This window comes from Streptomyces sp. NTH33 (genome assembly GCF_003236365.1).
GTDB lineage: Bacteria > Actinomycetota > Actinomycetes > Streptomycetales > Streptomycetaceae > Streptomyces.
On the sequence record NZ_POTZ01000027.1, the window covers coordinates 13,100 to 30,424 of the forward strand.

The following is a 17,325-nucleotide window of genomic DNA, read 5'->3' on the forward strand; positions in this document are numbered from 1 at the left end:
TGTGAGTATAGGTAACAATGAGCTAGGATCCGTGAGTCATCGCCGGCCGCGCCCGTCGGCCGGCGCCCGCCCACCTCGTAGGAGCTCATGCACCCCGACCACCAAACCGCCTGGACACCGCCGGCCGACGCGAAGGGCCAACCCCGGCAGGTCCGCCGCATCCTGAGGCTCTTCCGTCCCTACCGGGGCCGCCTCGCGATCGTCGGCCTGCTGGTCGGCGCCTCCTCGCTGGTCTCCGTCGCCACGCCCTTCCTGCTGAAGGAAACCCTGGACGTCGCGATCCCGCAGGGCCGTACCGGTCTGCTGAGCCTGCTCGCGCTCGGCATGATCCTCGGCGCCGTTCTCACGAGCGTGTTCGGCGTACTGCAGACGCTGATCTCCACGACCGTGGGCCAGCGGGTCATGCACGACCTGCGCACCGCCGTCTACGGCCGGCTGCAGCGCATGTCCCTCGCCTTCTTCACCCGCACCCGCACCGGCGAGGTGCAGTCCCGCATCGCCAACGACATCGGCGGCATGCAGGCCACCGTCACCTCCACCGCCACCTCCCTGGTGTCCAACCTCACCAGTGTGGTCGCCACGATCGTCGCGATGGTCGCCCTGGACTGGCGGCTGACGATCGTCTCCCTGGTTCTGCTCCCGGTGTTCGTGTGGATCAGCCGCCGCGTCGGCAACGAGCGCAAGAAGATCACCACCCAGCGCCAGAAGCAGATGGCCGCGATGGCCGCCACGGTCACCGAGTCGCTGTCCGTCAGCGGCATCCTGCTCGGCCGCACGATGGGCCGCTCCGACTCGCTGACCGCGTCCTTCGCCGAGGAGTCCGAGCGCCTGGTCGGCCTCGAGGTGAGGTCGAACATGGCCGGCCGCTGGCGCATGGCCGTCATCACCATCGTCATGGCCGCCATGCCGGCCGTCATCTACTGGACCGCGGGCATCGCCCTCCAGCTCGGCGGTCCGGAGGTCTCCATCGGCACGCTCGTCGCCTTCGTCTCGCTCCAGCAGGGCCTGTTCCGGCCGACCGTCGGCCTGCTCTCCACCGGCGTGCAGATCCAGACCTCGCTCGCGCTCTTCCAGCGCATCTTCGAGTACCTGGACCTGCCCGTCGACATCACCGAACGCGAGCGGCCGGTCCACCTCGACCGAATCGAGGGCGAGGTCCGCTTCGAGGACGTCGCCTTCCACTACGACGACGACAGCGGCCCGATCCTCGACGGCATCGACGTCACCGTCCCCGCGGGCTCCAGCCTCGCGATCGTCGGCCCGACCGGCGCCGGCAAGTCCACCCTCGGGTACCTGGTGCCCCGGCTCTACGACGTGACGGGCGGCCGCGTCACCCTCGACGGGGTCGATGTGCGCGACCTCGACTTCGACACCCTCGCCCGCGCCGTCGGCGTCGTCTCCCAGGAGACGTACCTCTTCCACGCCTCGGTCGCCGACAACCTGCGCTTCGCCAAACCGGACGCCACCGACGAGGAACTGCGGGCGGCGGCGAAGGCGGCGCAGATACACGACCACATCGCGGCCCTGCCCGACGGTTACGACACGGTCGTCGGCGAGCGCGGCCACCGCTTCTCCGGCGGCGAGAAGCAGCGCCTGGCCATCGCCCGCACCATCCTGCGCGACCCGCCGGTCCTCATCCTCGACGAGGCGACCAGCGCCCTGGACACCCGTACGGAGGCCGCCGTGCAGGAGGCCATCGACGCCCTGTCCGCCAACCGGACGACCCTGACCATCGCGCACCGGCTGTCCACCGTCCGCGGCGCCGACCAGATCGTGGTCCTCGACCGCGGGCGGGTGACCGAACAGGGCACCCACCAGGAACTGCTGGACCTCGACGGACGCTACGCCGCACTGGTCCGCCGGGACGCGCAACTGGAGCCGACGAGCTGAGCCGACGAGCTGAGCCGACGAGCTGAGCGGGCGAGCCCGGTCGGCGAGCCGTCAGGGCAGACCGGACCGACAGGCTGAAGATATGCCAGGTTTGCGGCGGTGTGCGGGTTACCGTGCCCGCATGCAGACGAACACTCCGTCACGGAGAACGATCCGGCTGACGCGCCGGGGCCGACTGGCCCTGATCGTGTCCGGGGCCGTCCTGGCCGGCACCGCCGTGGCGGTGCCGCTGCTGACCCTGGCCAGCGACGGCCGCAGCGGCGGACCGACGCGCCCCCGCACCCTGGTGATCCCCGAGGGCTGGCGGGCCGGCCAGGTCTACGCCGCGATCGACAAGGTCCTCGCCCTGCCCGCCGGCACCACGAAGCAGTCGCTCGCCAAGGCCCCCCTCAAGCTCCCGGCCGCCGCCGAGGGCAACCCGGAGGGCTACCTCTTCCCGGCGACGTATCCCGTCGACGACAAGGCCACCCCGCAGTCCCTGCTGTCCGCCATGGTCGACGCCGCGGACAAGAAGTTCAACGGAGCCCCGATCGCCGCCGGGGCGCAGCGCAACTCCATGAACATGTACCAGGCGGTCACCATCGCCAGCATCGTCCAGGCCGAGTCCGCCACGAAGGCCGACATGGCGAAGGTGGCACGAGTCGTCTTCAACCGGCTGGAGCGCGGTATGCCGCTGCAGATGGACTCCATCCTCAACTACGCCCTCGACCGCACCGGGGCCCGCACGAGCGCGAACGACATCCAGGCGGACAGCCCGTACAACTCCTACCAGCGCATGGGGCTGCCGCCGACGCCCATCGACAACCCGGGCGAGGACGCCCTGCGGGCCGTGATCAACCCCGCACCGGGCGACTGGCTGTACTTCGTCACGGTCAAGCCGGGCGACACCCGCTTCACCGCCGACTACGCCGAACACCAGCGCAACGTCGCCGAGTTCCACGCGAGCCGGAGGAGCTACAGCCCGCAGTCGACGAAGTGAGCCGGGCCGCGGCGCCTCACGCCGCGACGGCCGGTCCCTTCCCCGGCTCCTCCCCGGCCAGCAGGCGCCCGATGTCCCTGACGGCCGCGCGCCCGGCCCGGTTGGCGCCCACGGTGCTCGCCGAGGGGCCGTAGCCGACCAGATGGACCCGGGGATCGGCGACCGCCCGCGTGCCGTCGACACGGATGCCGCCGCCCGGCTCGCGCAGCCCGAGCGGCGCCAGATGGCCGAGCACGGCCCGGAAGCCGGTCGCCCACAGGATGACGTCGGCCGCCACGTGCCGGCCGTCCGCCCACCGCACACCGTCCGGCGTGATCCGGTCGAACATCGGCCGCCGGTCCAGGACGCCGTCCCGCAGCCCCTGCCGGACGGCGTCGTTCAGCGGCAGGCCCGTCACCGAGACGACACTCCCGGGCGGCAGCCCCTGCCGCACCCGCTCCTCGACGAGCGCGACCGCGGCGCGGCCCGCGTTCTCGTCGAACGGCCCCTCGCGGAAGACCGGCGGGCGCCTGGTCACCCAGGTGGTGGCGGCCGCGTACGGGGCGATCTCCAGCAGGTGCTGGGTGCCGGAGGCGCCGCCGCCCACCACGACCACCCGCTGTCCGGCGAACTCCTCGGGACCGGCGTACTGCGCGGTGTGCAGCTGCCGCCCGCGGAAGGTCTCCTGCCCCGGGTACCGCGGCCGGAACGGCCGCCCCCAGGTGCCGGTCGCGTTGATCAGGGCCCGCGCCGTCCACGTGCCGTCGGAGGTCTCGACGAGCAGCCGCCCGCCGGGCCCGTCCGTGACCGCCCTTACGTCCACCGGCCGCCGCACCCGCAGGTCGAAGGCGCGCTCGTAGTCGGCGAAGTACCCGGCGACGACCTCCGACGAGGGCCGCGCGGGATCGGCGCCGGTCAGCTCCATCCCCGGCAGCGAGTGCATCCCGTGCACCTTGCCGTACGTCAGCGTCGGCCACCGGAACTGCCAGGCTCCGCCCGGACCGGGGGAGCGGTCGAGCACGACGAAGTCGCGGTCCGGTTCGGACCCGGTGCGCCGCAGGTGATGGGCGGCGGACAGCCCCGCCTGACCGGCGCCCACGACGACCACGTCGACTTCGCGTGTCTTGTCCATGCCCGTACCAACCGTGCCTCGGGCGCGGATCTTCCTGCTCTCGCCCGGGGATCGACGAGGATGGGAGCATGTCACAAGCCTTCACCACCCGAGTCCTGAACGTGGCCTCCGGCTCCCGGGAGACGGTCGTCGACCTCACCCGCGACTGCGAGGCCTTCCTCAAGGAGACCGCGGGCGGCCGCGACGGCCTGCTGAACCTGTTCGTGCCGCACGCGACCGCGGGCATCGCGATCATCGAGACCGGCTCCGGCAGCGACGACGACCTCCTCGCCACCCTGCACACCCTGCTGCCCGCCGACGACCGCTGGCAGCACCGCCACGGCAGCCCCGGCCACGGCCGCGACCACGTCCTGCCCGCCCTCGTGCCGCCCCACGCGACCATCCCGGTCCTCGCCGGCCGCCTGGAGCTGGGCACCTGGCAGTCGGTGTGCCTGGTCGACACCAACCGGGACAATCCCAACCGTCAGGTGCGGCTGAGTTTCCTCGGCTGACCGTTCATGCCACGTTCCTGAAGCGCCCAGGCCGCGTGGACGAGGCAGCCGCTCCGGTCAGAAAGTACGTGCTGGTGGACGGCGTCGTGTTCGCCGGGCTTGCCGGGCAACCTGCCGTCCTGGTGGCCCGGCAGGGACGCGAGGCTGGAACTGTGAGCCCTGCTCGTCGAGGACGGGTCGGAGCATGCCCTGACCGTGCCGTTGGCTTCTTGGAGGTGAGGGTCCGGGCCGAGGAACAGGCCACCGGGACGCCGGGCGCGTCATCTCGGGGGCCGAATGCCTGGTGTGTCAGGGCGAGCCGGAGAAGGCGATCGTTTCACCAGCGAGACCGTCCGGACGAGATGAGTACACTGCGCGGCGCAGGGAAAGCCAACGGGGGGCCCTGACGCAGGTTGGCGGACACGATGCAGGTGTTCCACCGGCCGGTGTGACTTCGTCGGGCCACCGGCGGACGACGCCCGGCCGACCACGGCGAAAGCGCGGAGGCGGAAGCCTCAGAAGTCGTGCACGACCACCCAGTAGTCGTACTCCTCGACCGAGGCGGCGCACAGATGGCGGCCGTCCACCGAAACGGCGATGAACTCGGGGGAGCCCATCACTTCGGCGATGCGCGACGGAAGGTTCTTGCCGACCCGGTCTGTTACGCGTACCCAGCCGACCTCACTCCCGCCCGGTACGGGCGGGATGACGAGGAACTCGCCGTTCTCCCCGTACAGCGGAGCCAGTGCGGCGTAATGATGCCACTGCTGGTCCAGTTCATCGAGGGCGCGGGGGCCGGAAGCGGGGATCGCGACGACCGGCTCGACCTCGACTCCGTTGACCGCGTAGAGGGCGGCTTTCACAGGCGGGCCCTCCTGTGCCGTCTCCTTCACCACATGGAGGCCGCAACGCCCGAGGGTTTCCAGCCATTGCGGCGTCCGTCGGTCATCCATGGCCCCTGCCCCTTCGTCGATCCCGCCGCGTTCAGTCGCCCATGTAGAAAAGGTGATGATCGCCACCCGGTTTGTTTATCTTTCCATACCTCTCCATGGACTCCGGGTAGCCGACGGTGCCGTCGGGCCGCTGCACCTGGGAGTTGTCCCAGCCGAAGTTGACGAGGCTCCTCGTGTCGTCGGTCTTCGGTTTGCCGGCATGGAAGTGCGGGCCTGCCGGATCATGGGTGTGCTCGACGACCACACGTGATCCGTTGTCCGTCTCGAATTGCCGGAAGTTCCCCCAATGCGCCGGGTCCGGCGAATAGACGTATCCCGGTGCGTGCTTGAGGTGCCTGTCCCCGGTGACGACCCACTCGGCAATCGGTTCCTCGCCGTAACGCACACCGGCGAGTTCGAAGGCGGCCTTTTCCGCGTCCGCGCGGTTGTCGAACGGGTTGCCCTTCTCACCGCGAGGACAAGGGCTGAGCCCGAGGGGGTCGGACCAGGTGTGAGGGTTGCGGACATAGGTGACGGGATTGGGCGCGGGAGCCAGGCCGAGGGGGTCCGGGGTGAGGTAGCGGGCGGTTTCCGGATCGTAGTGGCGGAACAGGTTGTAGGGGAGGCCGGTTTCCGGGTCGTAGTACTGGCCGGGGAAGCGCAGGGGGGTGTAGGCCGTGCTGGAGCTGGTCCAAGCGGTGGCGCCCCAGAGGGTGGTGCGGGTGCGCCACGCGATGACGCCGTCCTGGCCGATCAACTCGGTGGGCGTTCCGACGAGATCGGTGGCGATGGCGAAGAACCGCCGGTCGATCTCCTCCTGGCGAGCGTCCGCGGTCAGGATGCGCTCGGTCTGCGAGAGGGGGACACCGGACCGGTGGTCCCAGCTGAGGGCGACCGTGTTCTGGAGGTCCGGCTGGTGAATGGTCTGCTCGCAGAGGGTCATGTCGTCCCAGGAGAACCGGATCTCCTCTGCCGCGCTCTCACCGTCGTCGGCCAGGCGCTGCTTGGCGATGCGGCGGCCCAGGGGGTCGTAGCGGTAGCGCCAGCGGGTTCCGTCCGGGGTGATCACCGAGGTGAGGCGGTTCTCGGCGTCCCATGTGCAGCGCCAGGTGTCCGGCCGGCGGGACGGACGGTGCTTCTGGCGCAGGGTGATGCGGCCCAGTGCGTCGTGCTCGAAGCGGACGGCTCCGGCACGGGTAATCGTCGAACCGGCGTAGGTCCGCGGTCCGGCGGCCTCGTTCCCGGGGTGTGAGGCGGGCCAGAACGCTTCAGTCTGGTTGCCGCGTGCATCGTAGGCGTACCGCTCGGTCCAGCCCTGCGCGCGGACGGCGGTGACTTGGCCGACCGCGTCCAGGCCGAAGACGCGGGTGCCCGACAACTGGTCGGTGACGGAGCTGAGGTGGCCGTCCGCGCGGCAGGAGTAGGCACGGTGGTTGAGCGTGCGGCCGCCGGCGATCAGGTGCTTGGCGGCCAGGCACCCGGCCTCGTCCCAGGCAGAGGTGATGGTGAGGGCGCCGTCGATGTCACCGAATGCCCGGGTCGTCTCCCGGCCCGCGACGTCATGGGTGAAGACGACCGGACTTCCACCGGCGGTCATGCGCTCGGGACGGCCATCGGCGTCGTACCCATAGGTGGTGACATGGCCGGTGGGTGTGGTGCGGCGGGTGCGGCGGCCCAAGGCGTCGTACGCGTAACTCATGGTGTGGCCGTCGACGAGCTCCGACTTGACCCGCCCCCGGCGGTCATACACGTAGAGGAGTTCGCTGTCCGGACCCGACGCATGCAGGAGGCGCCCGGCCCGGTCGTAGCCGTAGGTGGTCACCTGCCCGTCGGCGTCCTTCCGGAGCACCCGTCCCGGTTGGTCGCGCTCGAAGGAGATGGTTTGGCCGAGCGAGTCGGTGCGGGAGACGAGTTGTCCGGCGGAGCCGAAATGACAGAGGAGGGTCCGGCTGTCGAAGTCGGTCTCTGCGACCATGCGACCGGCCGCGTCGTACTCGTAGCTCCACCGTGCGCCGTCCGGGTTGGTGACCTGAACGAGCCGCAGGTCGGCGTCGTACGCGAATGCGTACCGGGCGCCGTCCGGATGGGTACGGGCCGCCAGCAGGTCGAAGTGGGTGTACTCGAAGCGGGAGACCCCGCCGATGGGGTCGGTGTGCGTGAGTTGGTTGCCCTCCCCGTCGTAGGTCCACGACTCGGTGGTGCCGTCCGGAGCCACCCGGCGCACCAGATTTCGGTCCACGTCCCACTCGAGACAGGTGACACCGCCGGTGGAGCCGGTGACGCGGATCATGTTGCCGAGGGCGTCGCGCTCCAGGCGGGTGGTTCCGCCGGCCGGGTCGGTGACCTGGACGGGCAGGCCTCCGGCATCGCACTGCACCGTGGTGACGGCCCCGAGCGCGTCGGTGACCGACGCCAGGCATCCCCGAGCGTTGTAGGTGAAACGAGTCATCCCGCCCGCGGGGTCGGTGACGGCGACCCGATTGCCGCGCTCGTCGTACTCCTGGAGCCATCGTGCTCCGTCCGGACCGAGGAGCTCCGTATACCTGCCGAACTTCCGTGGCTTCATGGCGATTTGGCTGCCGTCGGGCCGGACGGTCGATATGAGGCGGCCGTTCTCGTCGTAGGTGAAGGCGGTGGTACGGCCGAGCGGGTCGGTGGTGGCGATCACCCGGCAGCGGCGCATCCGGTGGCCGTTGACGAGCTCGTTCATGCCCTCGATGCCGGAGCGGGAGGCATAGAACCGTTGCCGCTGCGGGTTCTGCTGGTCGGCGCGGTTGTGGGCCTGGAGCTCGTGGAGGTGTTTGGGCAGGAAGTTCACTGTCGGTGATGTCCCGGAGCGGATCGTCTGATCGGCGTGGTGGTGCGCTGTGCGGGCAGTCGCGGAGCAGGCGTGTCACGCGCTGAACGAGCTTCTTCACGCGTAACGAGCACTCCAGCAGCAGGGCTATGAGCCTCGCGATCTGCGCCCAGGGTGCGATGCCTACCGAGGGCGTCGCTTCGGCGGCACCGGACCGGGGAGGACGTCGAGGTTCATGTGCTCCTTGAACAGATGCACCAGGTTCGCCCCGTCCAAGAGTTCCAGTCGCCCGTGCTCGTTGGCGAACGCCTCGCTGGCCCGGCCGAACCAGGAAGTCGTCACCAGGATGCCCTTGGCCGCACGCTTGTGCTCCACCACGCCGGCGAGCGCTGAGACGGTCTCGAACGGCCCCACGTTCTTGGTGCGTTTCACCTGTACGACGCACAGCCCCTCCATGATGGGGTCGGTGCTCATCGCGACTGCGTCCACACCCTCGTCGCTCGATGGTTGGGTGTTCACGGTGTCCGGGCCGATGGCTTCGAACAACTGTCTGATGAGGTGCTCGAACTCCGTGGGTGTCAGATCCATCAGCACGGGGGGAGGCCCCCACCGCCAGGTTCGGCTGAGATTCCTGGCCTGAGCAGATCGGGACCGACGGCCCTCGTCCTTCGGTCCGGGGCGCCGGAGGATGGGGGTACGCAACCACGGTCGTGCCCGCCGTGTTGGGCTCGCCGTGCCGGGTGGAAAGACGGATGGCTGATGTATCGCAACGACGGGTTCCGTGAGCTGGACCGGCAGGAGTGTCTGCGGCTGCTGGCCAAGGTGCCGGTGGGCCGTGTCGTCCACACGCGGCACGCCCTGCCGGCGGTGCTGCCGGTGAACTTCGCCCTGGACGGCGATGGTGCGGTGCTGCTGCGCACCTCGGCCGACTCCGAGCTGGTGCGGGCGGTCGAGGGGGCGGTGGTGGCGTTCGAGGCCGACGAGGTGGACGCGGTGGCGCGGTCGGGGTGGAGTGTGGTGGTCACCGGTCCCGCCTCGGTGGTGACCGATCCGGCCGAGCGGCGGCGGCTGGCGGTGAGCGGTCCGCGTTCCTGGGTGCCCTGGCCCCGGGAGGCCTTCGTCCGCATCGAGCCGGAGCTGGTCGCGGGCCGCGAACTGGTCGGCGGGCGCAGCATGTACGGTCTCGATGCACTCCTCTGATCTTTCGACCGGACCCGCCGGAGGACGCCATGCAGGATTCCCAGTACACCGTCGGTGACGTGATGACCCGTACCGTCGTCGCCCTGGCCGGCGGTGCGACGTTCAAGGAGATCGTGCGGACGATGGAGCGGTGGGGCGTCAGCGCGATGCCCGTGCTGGACGGCGGCGGCCGGGTGATCGGCGTCGTCTCGGAGGCCGACCTGCTGCGCAAGGAGGAGTTCCGCGCCGGCGAGCCGGACCTGCCCGGCCAGGTGTGGCGCCCGGTGGAGGAGGCCAGGGCGGGGGCCGCGACCGCCGAGGAGCTGATGACCGCCCCAGCCGTCACCGTCCACCCCGGCGCCGGCCTGGGCCGGGCGGCCCGCCTCATGGCCCATCGCGGCGTCAAGCGCCTGCCGGTCGTCGACGACGACGGCGTGCTCACCGGCATCGTCAGCCGCTCCGACCTGCTCAAGGTCTTCCTCCGGAGCGACGAGGACATCGCCGAGGAGGTCCGCCGCCGGCTTGCCGCCGCCCCGTTCCCGGCCCCGCCGGAGTCGATCCGCGTGACCGTGCGCGAGGGCGTCGTCACCCTCACCGGCCGCGTCCAGGACACCTCCCTGACCCCGCTCGCCCTACGCCTGGCACGCTCCGTCGAGGGCGTGGTGGACGTCCACAGCTCCCTCGCGGGACCGCCCCGCCGCCCCCTGCTCGAACCCGACCTGGCCGACGAGCAGCCCTGGTGAGATCACCGAGCGGCCGATCGGCTCCTCCGTCGGGGACCTTGGACCCTCCTGCGGCAGGGGGCCGACGGCGAGAGTGGAGGCATCCACTCAAGGAGGCCGCTCAAGGAGGCCGCTGCCATGTCGACCACCCCTGTCCGTCCCGTCGTCGTCGGCCTCGACGGCAGCCGCGTCGGCCTCGCCGCGGCCGACTGGGCCGCCCATGAGGCCCTGTTGCGCGGTGTGCCGCTGCGGCTCGTGCACGCCTGGGAACAGCTGATCGTCCCGTACGCGTCCCTCGCGGGCGTGGCCATCCCGCCGGACCCCAAGAGGTCCGCGCGCCTGCTCACCGACGCCCGGGCCCGCCTGTCGCGCCGTCACCCCGGGCTCGAGGTCATCACCGACCGCATCCCCGGGGATCCCGCGACGGCCCTCGTGACCGCGGGGACGGACGGCGAGCTGCTGGTGCTCGGCTCGCGCGGCCCGGGCAGGGCCGCCGGTTTCCTGCTCGGTTCCGTGGCCCGGAAGGTGGTGGCGCGGGCGGAGGGGCCGGTTGTACTGGTCCGCGCCGCCGGCACCGGAAAGCCGGAGGAGGAGAGCCAGGAGCCGGCAGCGGGCGGCAGCGCCGGCGGCGATGTGGTCGTCGGCGTGGACCTGGACAGTCCCGACGACACCGTATTCGCGTTCGCCTTCGAGGCCGCCGCGCGGCGCGGCACCGCCCTCCGCGTCGTCCACGGCCGTGGCCCGGAGGACGGGCCCACCGACGGCGCCGGCCTCGCGGGGACGGACTCCGTGACCGCTCCGCTCGGCGACGTGCTCCGCCCCTGGCAGGAGAAGTTCCCCGGCGTGCCGGTGACCGCCCAGGCCGCGATCGGCCAGGCCGGCGCCCACCTGGTCGACGCCTCGACGGACGCCGCGCTGCTGGTCGTCGGACGGACGGTCCGGCAGGGCGCGCTCGGCGCGCACATCGGACCGGTCACCGACGCGGTACTGCGCCACGCGGTGTCGCCGGTCGCGGTGATCCCCCCCACCTGACCGCGACCCGCGCGGCAGGGCGGCCGACCGCCGGGAGACGGGCAGGAGAGACGGGACGGACGGGCCGAAGGGCCCCATCGCCGGCCCCACCCCGGGCCGGTCGGCTCATGCGCCGAGGGCCCGGCAGGAGTTGACTGGGCCGCAGAGGCAGCACAGTTCCGGCCGGCCGTACGGCACCCGGCCCGAGGAGGTTGCGATGGCCATGCGACGGCTCGACAGCGGGACGGTGACCACGCTGGTCACCGAGGCCACGGCAGCCCCGTCCATGCACAACGCCCAGCCCTGGAGGTTCCGCTTCCTGCCGGACGAGGCTCTGCTCCTGATGCACGCCGACCTCCAGCGGGCCATGCACCGGACCGACCCCGGCCACCGGGCCCTGTACATCGGATGCGGAGCGGCGCTGTTCAACCTACGGGTCGCCGCCGTGCACGCCGGCCTCACCCCCAGGGTCCGGATGCTGCCGGATCCGGCGGACCCGCTGCTGCTCGCCGTGGTGCACCTCGCGGAACCCACGACGGACGACGACGATCTGCGACGACTGCACCCGGCGATCTCCAGGCGGCACACCAGCCGCTACCCGTTCGCCGAGCGGGAGATCCCGGAGGACGTCCGCGCCGCACTGCGGGCGGCGGCGGCCGGGGAGGGTGCCGAGCTGCTCTTCCCGGGGCGCTGGCACACCGAAACCGTACTGGAGCTGGTCCGTGACGCGGAGAACCGGGAAACCCTGGACCCCGTCACCAGGGAGGACCTGACGCGCTGGACCCGGCTCGGCCCGGAGGCCGACGTCGCCGCCGACGGCGTCCCCGAGTACGCCTTCGGACCCCACCGCCGCGACGGGAGGGCCCCGCTGCGCGACTTCGCCGGCCGCCGGCCGGTGGCCGACCAGGGGGCCGCCGACTTCGAACGCAACCCGCAGCTGGCCCTGTTGAGCACCCGCGGCGACGCGCCGGCCGAGTGGCTGCTCGCCGGCCAGGCGCTGGAACGGGTCCTGCTGGAGGCGACCTCGGCGTGCCTCGCCACCGCACTGACCTCGCACCCGCTGGAGAGCCCGGACCTGCGCCTGCTGGCCCGCGACCCGGTGGCGGGCAGCGGCCACGTCCAGATGGTGCTGCGCCTCGGCTACGGCCCCGGCGGTCTCGCCAGTCCCCGCCGCCCGGTCCGCGAGGTCCTCGAATTCGCCTGAGGCCGCACCGACCGGACCGCACCGACCGGACCGCACCGACCGGACCGCACCGGTCGGACCGCACCGACCAGGAGGAGAACAAGCAGTGGGAGACCGTCGAGGCGGTACGCACCCGGGCGGCCTCCCGCACACCTCAGTCCTCCGCCTCCTGTTCCGTGAAGCTCCAGGCGTACTGAAGCCAGTCGGCGACGGTGACGGCGCCCAGGCCGGCACAGACGAGGCGGGCGGCGCGGGGAGCGCAGGCGTAGCCGGCGGTCAGGGCACCGGCCACCCAGACGGAGGTGCAGAAGGGGCAGGACACGAGGTCGCCGACGGCGCGGCGGACGCCGGTGCCACGGGGTTCCTCCATCACCTCGCCGGCCGGGAGGTCGTCCGTACGGCGGGTGAAGGGAGCGCGCAGGAAGCCGGTGACCTTGTCCTTGGTCAGCAGCCGGGACGCCTTGAACGTCGCCCCGCCCAGCAGGACGACGTCCCACGGCGGAACCCGGTAGGGCAGGCGCACGCCCCGGCGCCGGGCCGTCACGGCGAACAGCGCCGCACCCGTCGCGAACACCGCCGCCAGCGCGGCGTATCCGCCGAGGGGCGCCTCGTCCTGTTCGTCGTAGGACCGTTGCGCGGCCGCCATGGCAGCCTCCCTGGCCGATGTCGTGGGGATCATGTGACCCGGCCCGGGTGCCCACCGGGCACGGGCTCATGCGTCGCCGGCTTCCTCGTGCCGCAGCAGGTGCCCCATCCGGTCGCAGAACAGGTGGCCGACCAGCGCACCGCCGTAGACGACGAACCCCACGCCGATCAGCCAGGACTCCACCACCAGGATGGTGCCGATGGCCCCGTAGCTGACCGCGTTGGTCACGATCAGCGGGGTGAACACCAGGTCCGAGAAGACCCGCAGACCCACCAGGCCCACCATGGTGGCGACGGCGCCGGGGAACAGCAGCCGCCAGCGCACCTGGTGGCCGAGGAAGAAGTGCGGACCCCACCAGAAGAACAGCACGCCCACGCCCACGCTCATCAGCATCCGGTGCGTCCCCTCGAGCACGGTGCGGGTGACCACCTGCACGTACAGGTACGCCATCAGCGCGATCAGCCAGACGACCTGGCGCCAGATCCGGTGCCACGGACCGGAGGGCAGCCGCCAGATCCGCTCGTAGGCGTTCTGCACGCTCGACGCGAAGGACACGCCGAACACGACGAGCAGCACCAGACCCCACACGCTGGTGGTGGCGGCCACCTTGACCGGCGGATTGAAGACCTCCGTGAGCACCCTGGAGGACCGGCCGGACAGGTCCATGCCGTCCACCAGCCACAGCGCGAACCCGGAGTGGTGCAGGGGATCGAGCGCCGCCACCACGATCAGCAGGGGCGCCAGGGTGACCAGGGAGAGCGTGGCGAACCCCATCGCCCGGTGCATGAGCTCCAGCCGCTTGCCACGCCGGTAGAGCTCAACGGCCCACCCGAGGTGTGTCGTCGGGCGCTCGGCGGGCCCCCGCTCGCTCAACGCGGCCGCCGCGGGCGTCCGTCTCCGGGAGCGGCGCCGTACGACGACGCCGTACAGGACCGAGTCGGACGTGACATGGCGAGGGCGCCTCCTCTCCGAGCCAGGGTGACCGGCACGCGGCCGCGCACATCCCATCATCGCGACCCGGCCCGCCCGGCGCACCCGGACTTGCACGACGTCGCCTCGCACCCGGTTCCCCTGGACCGGGGACAGAAGCTTGTCCGCAGCGTTGCCGTCGGTGCGGGACCGGCGGCAACGCGCCGGTCTCCACCGCAACAGCACGGCGCACGGATGTCCGTGCGCCGCTTGTCGGAAACCATGGGTCACCTCCGCTCCACGGGCCGCCCACGTGGTCCACGAGCGGTCCATGAGCGGTTGCCCTTCGGCTTGCCCCGCTGGTCCGGGGTGCCGTGCGGTGGAGGGCCGAGCGGCTCCGGCGAGGTCGCGGGGGTCACCGGGGAGTCGGCGCGGCCCTCGCCCTGCTCGGGGCGCAGGGCGGCCGGGTCGCCCTGGGTCGGCCGGCCGCCCGCCTGGAGCTGCGCCAGGCGGGCGGCCGGCACCTCGGTGACCGGCAGCCGGTCGGCGTGGGTGCGCTCGTGGGCGAGCAGCTCCTCGACCTGCTCGGCGGTCAGCGGGCGCACGCGGCTCTCCAGGGAGCCGCGGGACAGCTGGTCGTAGTCGGGCAGGGGCAGGATGTCGCGGTCGGCGGCCATGGGTCTCGCTCTCTCTACGCGACGGCCTCGCCTTCGGGCCGGCGGGCTCAGCGGCCGCCCGGCCCGCCGCTGCCGAACGAGCCGCTGCTGCCCTCGTTCCAGCGCGGACGCGTCCGCGTCGGGCTCGTGCGGGACCCGAGGTTGCCGTGCTCCCTGAGCTGGTGCGGGGTCAGCCGGTCACGGCTCCTGGGCACTTCGTCGGGCTCGCGGTTCTCCAGGACCTCACCCACCGGACCGCCCTCCGGCAGCCGCGGCTGCTCCTCCGGGCGCGGTGGGGCGGGCTCGCGGCGGCGGACGCGCACACCCAGCCAGAAGGCGCCGATCAGCAGGACCAGCAGGCCGAGGGCGACGACGAACGGCCAGATGCCGATCACGTAGCCCCGGGTCGCGGCGATGTCCAGCGATGCGGTAATCATGCCCCCGCGAGTACTCCTGGTCACCGCCGCCAACCCGCTCACCCGGAGCGTGCCTGCCGGGTCTTCGAACGGTTCTCCTTGCGGATCGCGTCCAGCAGCTCACCCTTGGACATCCTCGAGCGCCCCTCGATGCCGAGGCGCTTGGCCACCTCGTACAGGTGCTCCTTGGACGCGCTCTCGTCGACGCCCTCGCCACTGCGCCCGCCCTGCCCGCGGGGCCGGGCGGACTGCGGGTCCGAGGGGCCCTTGCGGCCGCCCTCCTTGCGCTCCCAGTGGTCGCCGACCTTCTCGTACTTGTGCTTGAGCGCGCCGTACGCCACCCGGTGCGCCCGCTCGCCCTCGCCGTACTCCTCCACCGCGGAGTCGTGGGCCTTGATCCAGGTGTGCTGGGCCTCCTCGGGGGAGCGCTCCAGCGTCGACGGCAGCTCCTGTCGTCCGGGCACGGATCCACCTCCGTATCTCGTCCGCGTCCCCTCGTTCCCGGGTCGCTCTCGGGTCGCTCCCGGACCGCACGAGTGCCCGGCGGGGGAGGCGGAAAACGGCCGGAAGCCTTCGGGGCACCGCGTTTGGCGCCCGCGGCCCCGGCTACCCGCGCGGTGTGACTACGCCATCTTCGACGACTTCGCAACAGCGGGAACTCATCCAGTTCCTGGAGGACCGTTTCGCCTGCGCACAGGCGTGCACGGAGTGCGCCCGGACGTGCGCGCTGCGCGCGAGCCTGGTGGAGCCGGGCGGAAGCGAGGAGCAGGAACTCCTGCGGCGCAAGGGCATCATGTGCGCGGAGGTCTGCGACGCCACCTGCCGGATGCTGTCCGAGCAGAACAGCCAGGACGAGGCCGGCATCCGCGTCCAGCTGGAGTGGTGCCGGGCCGTCTGCCTGGAGAGCGCGCACGTCTTCGACCGGCACCCGGGCGCCGAGCGGACCGCCGAGGCCTGCCGGGCCACGGCCCGCGCCTGCTCGGACTTCATGGCGACGCTGGGCTGACATGCGGGCGCGCGGACGTGGGAGCCTTGAGACGTGGGCGATCCCGGGCTGTTCGGTCCAAGATCCGTGACATGGAACATGCACGGCGACCCGATGATGTGGGTGGCCGGCATCCGTGCGCTGTACCTGCAGGCCCTCCATCCGCGCGCGGTGCGCGGCGTGCTGCAGAACTCCGACTTCCGGCGTGACGCCTGGGGCCGGCTGCTGCGCACGGCCGGCTTCGTCGGGACGACGACGTACGGGACGACCGGGGCCGCCGAGAAGGCCGGCGCCCGGGTGCGGAGGATCCACGGCATGCTCTCGGCGACCGACCCGGAGACGGGGGAGAGCTACCGGATCGACACCCCCGAGCTGCTGCTGTGGGTGCACTGCGCCGAGATCGACTCCTATCTGCACGTGCTGCGCCGCTCCGGCTTCCCGCTCACCGACGCCCAGGCCGACCGCTACATCGCCGAACACCGCGAAAGCGCCCGCCTGGTGGGCCTGGACCCGGACACCGTGCCCGCCGGCCGGGCGGAACTCGCGGCCTACTTCGACAAGGTGCGCCCCGAACTGGCCGCCGCGCTGCAGCACCGCGGGGTGACCGTCGTCCACGACTTCGGCGAGTGCGACGGCGTGCTCTACCTCGTCATGGAACTGCTCGACGGGCGCGACCTCAGCCGGCTGCTGGACGACGAGCACCGGCCGCTGGCCGTCCCGGACATCGTCGAGATCGCCGAACAGGTCGCCGCCGCCCTCGCCTACACCCACCGGCAGGGCATCGTGCACCGCGACCTGAAACCGGCGAACATCATGCGCCTGACCGACGGCACGGTGAAGATCTGCGACTTCGGCATCGCCCGGCTCGGCCACGACGTCGGCTTCACCGTCCGGCTGACCGGCACCGGCATCGCCATGGGCACCCCGCACTACATGTCGCCCGAGCAGATCGGCGGAACCGAGGTCGACCAGCGCAGCGACCTGTACTCGCTGGGCTGCGTGCTGTACGAAATCGCCACCGGAGCACCGCCGTTCGACCTCGGCGACACCTGGGCGATCCTGGTCGGCCACCGCGCCGAACTCCCCGAGTACCTGGAGCGGATCATCCTCGACCTGCTCGCCAAACACCCCGGGCAACGGCCGCGGGACGCCCACGAGTTGTGCCGCCGCATCAGTGCGGGCCGCACCGCGTCCGCCCACGTGCCCATGGTGGCCGCCCCGCGCCCGCGCCCGCCGCAGCCGGCCGGACGCGAGGGCCGCCTGCCGTCCTGGACGCGCGGCATGATCACCGGACCCAAGGCGACCGGGACCGCACTGCGCACCACACCCCCGGACCCGGCCGCCGGCCTCACCGGGGAGTGGACCACGCGCGCCTTCACGGCCGGCACCGGCGAGCCCGCCCCCGACGCCCGGCCCGGCCCGCCTCCGGCGACCGTCAG

The 17,325-nt window shown here is 72.0% G+C and carries 17 protein-coding genes and 1 pseudogene; 9 read left to right on the forward strand and 9 right to left on the reverse strand.

Features of this window, described 5'->3' with window-relative positions; translation table 11 throughout:
* Positions 1-87: 87 nt before the first annotated feature.
* Positions 88-1,890: an ABC transporter ATP-binding protein gene (locus C1I97_RS04785; RefSeq protein WP_111001970.1), complete on the forward strand. Its 1,803-nt coding sequence runs from the start codon at positions 88-90 to the stop codon at positions 1,888-1,890.
* 121 nt (positions 1,891-2,011) lie between these two features.
* Complete coding sequence (gene mltG / locus C1I97_RS04790; RefSeq protein WP_111001971.1) at positions 2,012-2,869, forward strand: endolytic transglycosylase MltG; 858 nt, start codon at positions 2,012-2,014, stop codon at positions 2,867-2,869.
* A gap of 16 nt (positions 2,870-2,885) precedes the next feature.
* Here the strand turns inward: mltG and C1I97_RS04795 are convergent, their stop codons facing one another.
* Positions 2,886-3,980 (reverse strand): NAD(P)-binding domain-containing protein, encoded by a 1,095-nt coding sequence (locus tag C1I97_RS04795; protein WP_111001972.1) that lies wholly within the window; start codon positions 3,978-3,980, stop codon positions 2,886-2,888.
* Between the two features lie 68 nt (positions 3,981-4,048).
* Between C1I97_RS04795 and C1I97_RS04800 the strand changes: the two genes are divergently transcribed.
* Positions 4,049-4,471 (forward strand): secondary thiamine-phosphate synthase enzyme YjbQ, encoded by a 423-nt coding sequence (locus C1I97_RS04800; RefSeq protein ID WP_111001973.1) that lies wholly within the window; start codon positions 4,049-4,051, stop codon positions 4,469-4,471.
* A 494-nt stretch (positions 4,472-4,965) separates the two neighbouring features.
* Here C1I97_RS04800 and C1I97_RS04805 read toward each other — a convergent pair whose 3' ends face one another.
* From C1I97_RS04805 to C1I97_RS04815, 3 genes and pseudogenes are all read right to left on the reverse strand, one after another.
* Positions 4,966-5,469 (reverse strand): hypothetical protein, encoded by a 504-nt coding sequence (locus tag C1I97_RS04805; protein ID WP_258382425.1) that lies wholly within the window; start codon positions 5,467-5,469, stop codon positions 4,966-4,968.
* Positions 5,435-8,071: pseudogene (locus C1I97_RS04810) on the reverse strand (RHS repeat-associated core domain-containing protein); the annotation flags it as partial. The gene C1I97_RS04805 and the pseudogene C1I97_RS04810, both read right to left, overlap by 35 nt.
* A gap of 291 nt (positions 8,072-8,362) precedes the next feature.
* A complete protein-coding gene (locus C1I97_RS04815; RefSeq protein WP_111001985.1) occupies positions 8,363-8,767 on the reverse strand; it encodes a restriction endonuclease in 405 nt (134 codons plus the stop codon).
* Between the two features lie 171 nt (positions 8,768-8,938).
* On the opposite strand from C1I97_RS04815, the gene C1I97_RS04820 reads away from it, so the two are divergent.
* The 4 genes from C1I97_RS04820 to C1I97_RS04835 all read left to right on the forward strand — a co-directional run bounded on the left by C1I97_RS04820 (position 8,939) and on the right by C1I97_RS04835 (position 12,295).
* Entirely contained in the window at positions 8,939-9,379 is a 441-nt protein-coding gene (locus C1I97_RS04820; protein ID WP_111001975.1) for a pyridoxamine 5'-phosphate oxidase family protein, read from the forward strand.
* A 29-nt stretch (positions 9,380-9,408) separates the two neighbouring features.
* A complete protein-coding gene (locus tag C1I97_RS04825; RefSeq protein ID WP_181446567.1) occupies positions 9,409-10,101 on the forward strand; it encodes a CBS domain-containing protein in 693 nt (230 codons plus the stop codon).
* A 117-nt stretch (positions 10,102-10,218) separates the two neighbouring features.
* The gene (locus tag C1I97_RS04830) at positions 10,219-11,112 is read left to right on the forward strand and encodes a universal stress protein (RefSeq protein ID WP_111001976.1); all 894 of its coding nucleotides are present in this window, start codon (positions 10,219-10,221) and stop codon (positions 11,110-11,112) included.
* A gap of 196 nt (positions 11,113-11,308) precedes the next feature.
* Complete coding sequence (locus C1I97_RS04835) at positions 11,309-12,295, forward strand: Acg family FMN-binding oxidoreductase (RefSeq protein WP_111001977.1); 987 nt, start codon at positions 11,309-11,311, stop codon at positions 12,293-12,295.
* Positions 12,296-12,428: 133 nt separating this feature from the next.
* On the opposite strand, the gene C1I97_RS04840 is transcribed toward C1I97_RS04835, so the two are convergent.
* The 5 genes from C1I97_RS04840 to C1I97_RS04860 form a co-directional block, all read right to left on the reverse strand.
* Entirely contained in the window at positions 12,429-12,920 is a 492-nt protein-coding gene (locus C1I97_RS04840; protein WP_111001978.1) for a DUF1360 domain-containing protein, read from the reverse strand.
* A 66-nt stretch (positions 12,921-12,986) separates the two neighbouring features.
* The gene (locus C1I97_RS04845; RefSeq protein WP_309147776.1) at positions 12,987-13,694 is read right to left on the reverse strand and encodes a ribonuclease BN; all 708 of its coding nucleotides are present in this window, start codon (positions 13,692-13,694) and stop codon (positions 12,987-12,989) included.
* 422 nt (positions 13,695-14,116) lie between these two features.
* Entirely contained in the window at positions 14,117-14,506 is a 390-nt protein-coding gene (locus C1I97_RS04850) for a hypothetical protein (RefSeq protein ID WP_111001979.1), read from the reverse strand.
* 47 nt (positions 14,507-14,553) lie between these two features.
* Positions 14,554-14,922, reverse strand: coding sequence for a DUF6479 family protein (locus C1I97_RS04855; protein ID WP_111001980.1), 369 nt, complete (start codon positions 14,920-14,922; stop codon positions 14,554-14,556).
* 38 nt (positions 14,923-14,960) lie between these two features.
* Complete coding sequence (locus tag C1I97_RS04860) at positions 14,961-15,365, reverse strand: ChaB family protein (RefSeq protein WP_111001981.1); 405 nt, start codon at positions 15,363-15,365, stop codon at positions 14,961-14,963.
* A gap of 155 nt (positions 15,366-15,520) precedes the next feature.
* On the opposite strand from C1I97_RS04860, the gene C1I97_RS04865 reads away from it, so the two are divergent.
* Both C1I97_RS04865 and C1I97_RS41090 read left to right on the forward strand, forming a co-directional pair.
* On the forward strand, positions 15,521-15,907 hold the full coding sequence (locus C1I97_RS04865) for a ferredoxin (RefSeq protein WP_111001982.1): 387 nt from the start codon (positions 15,521-15,523) through the stop codon (positions 15,905-15,907).
* A gap of 66 nt (positions 15,908-15,973) precedes the next feature.
* The coding region (locus tag C1I97_RS41090; protein WP_258382426.1) for an oxygenase MpaB family protein at positions 15,974-17,325 on the forward strand (1,352 nt) is incomplete at its 3' end.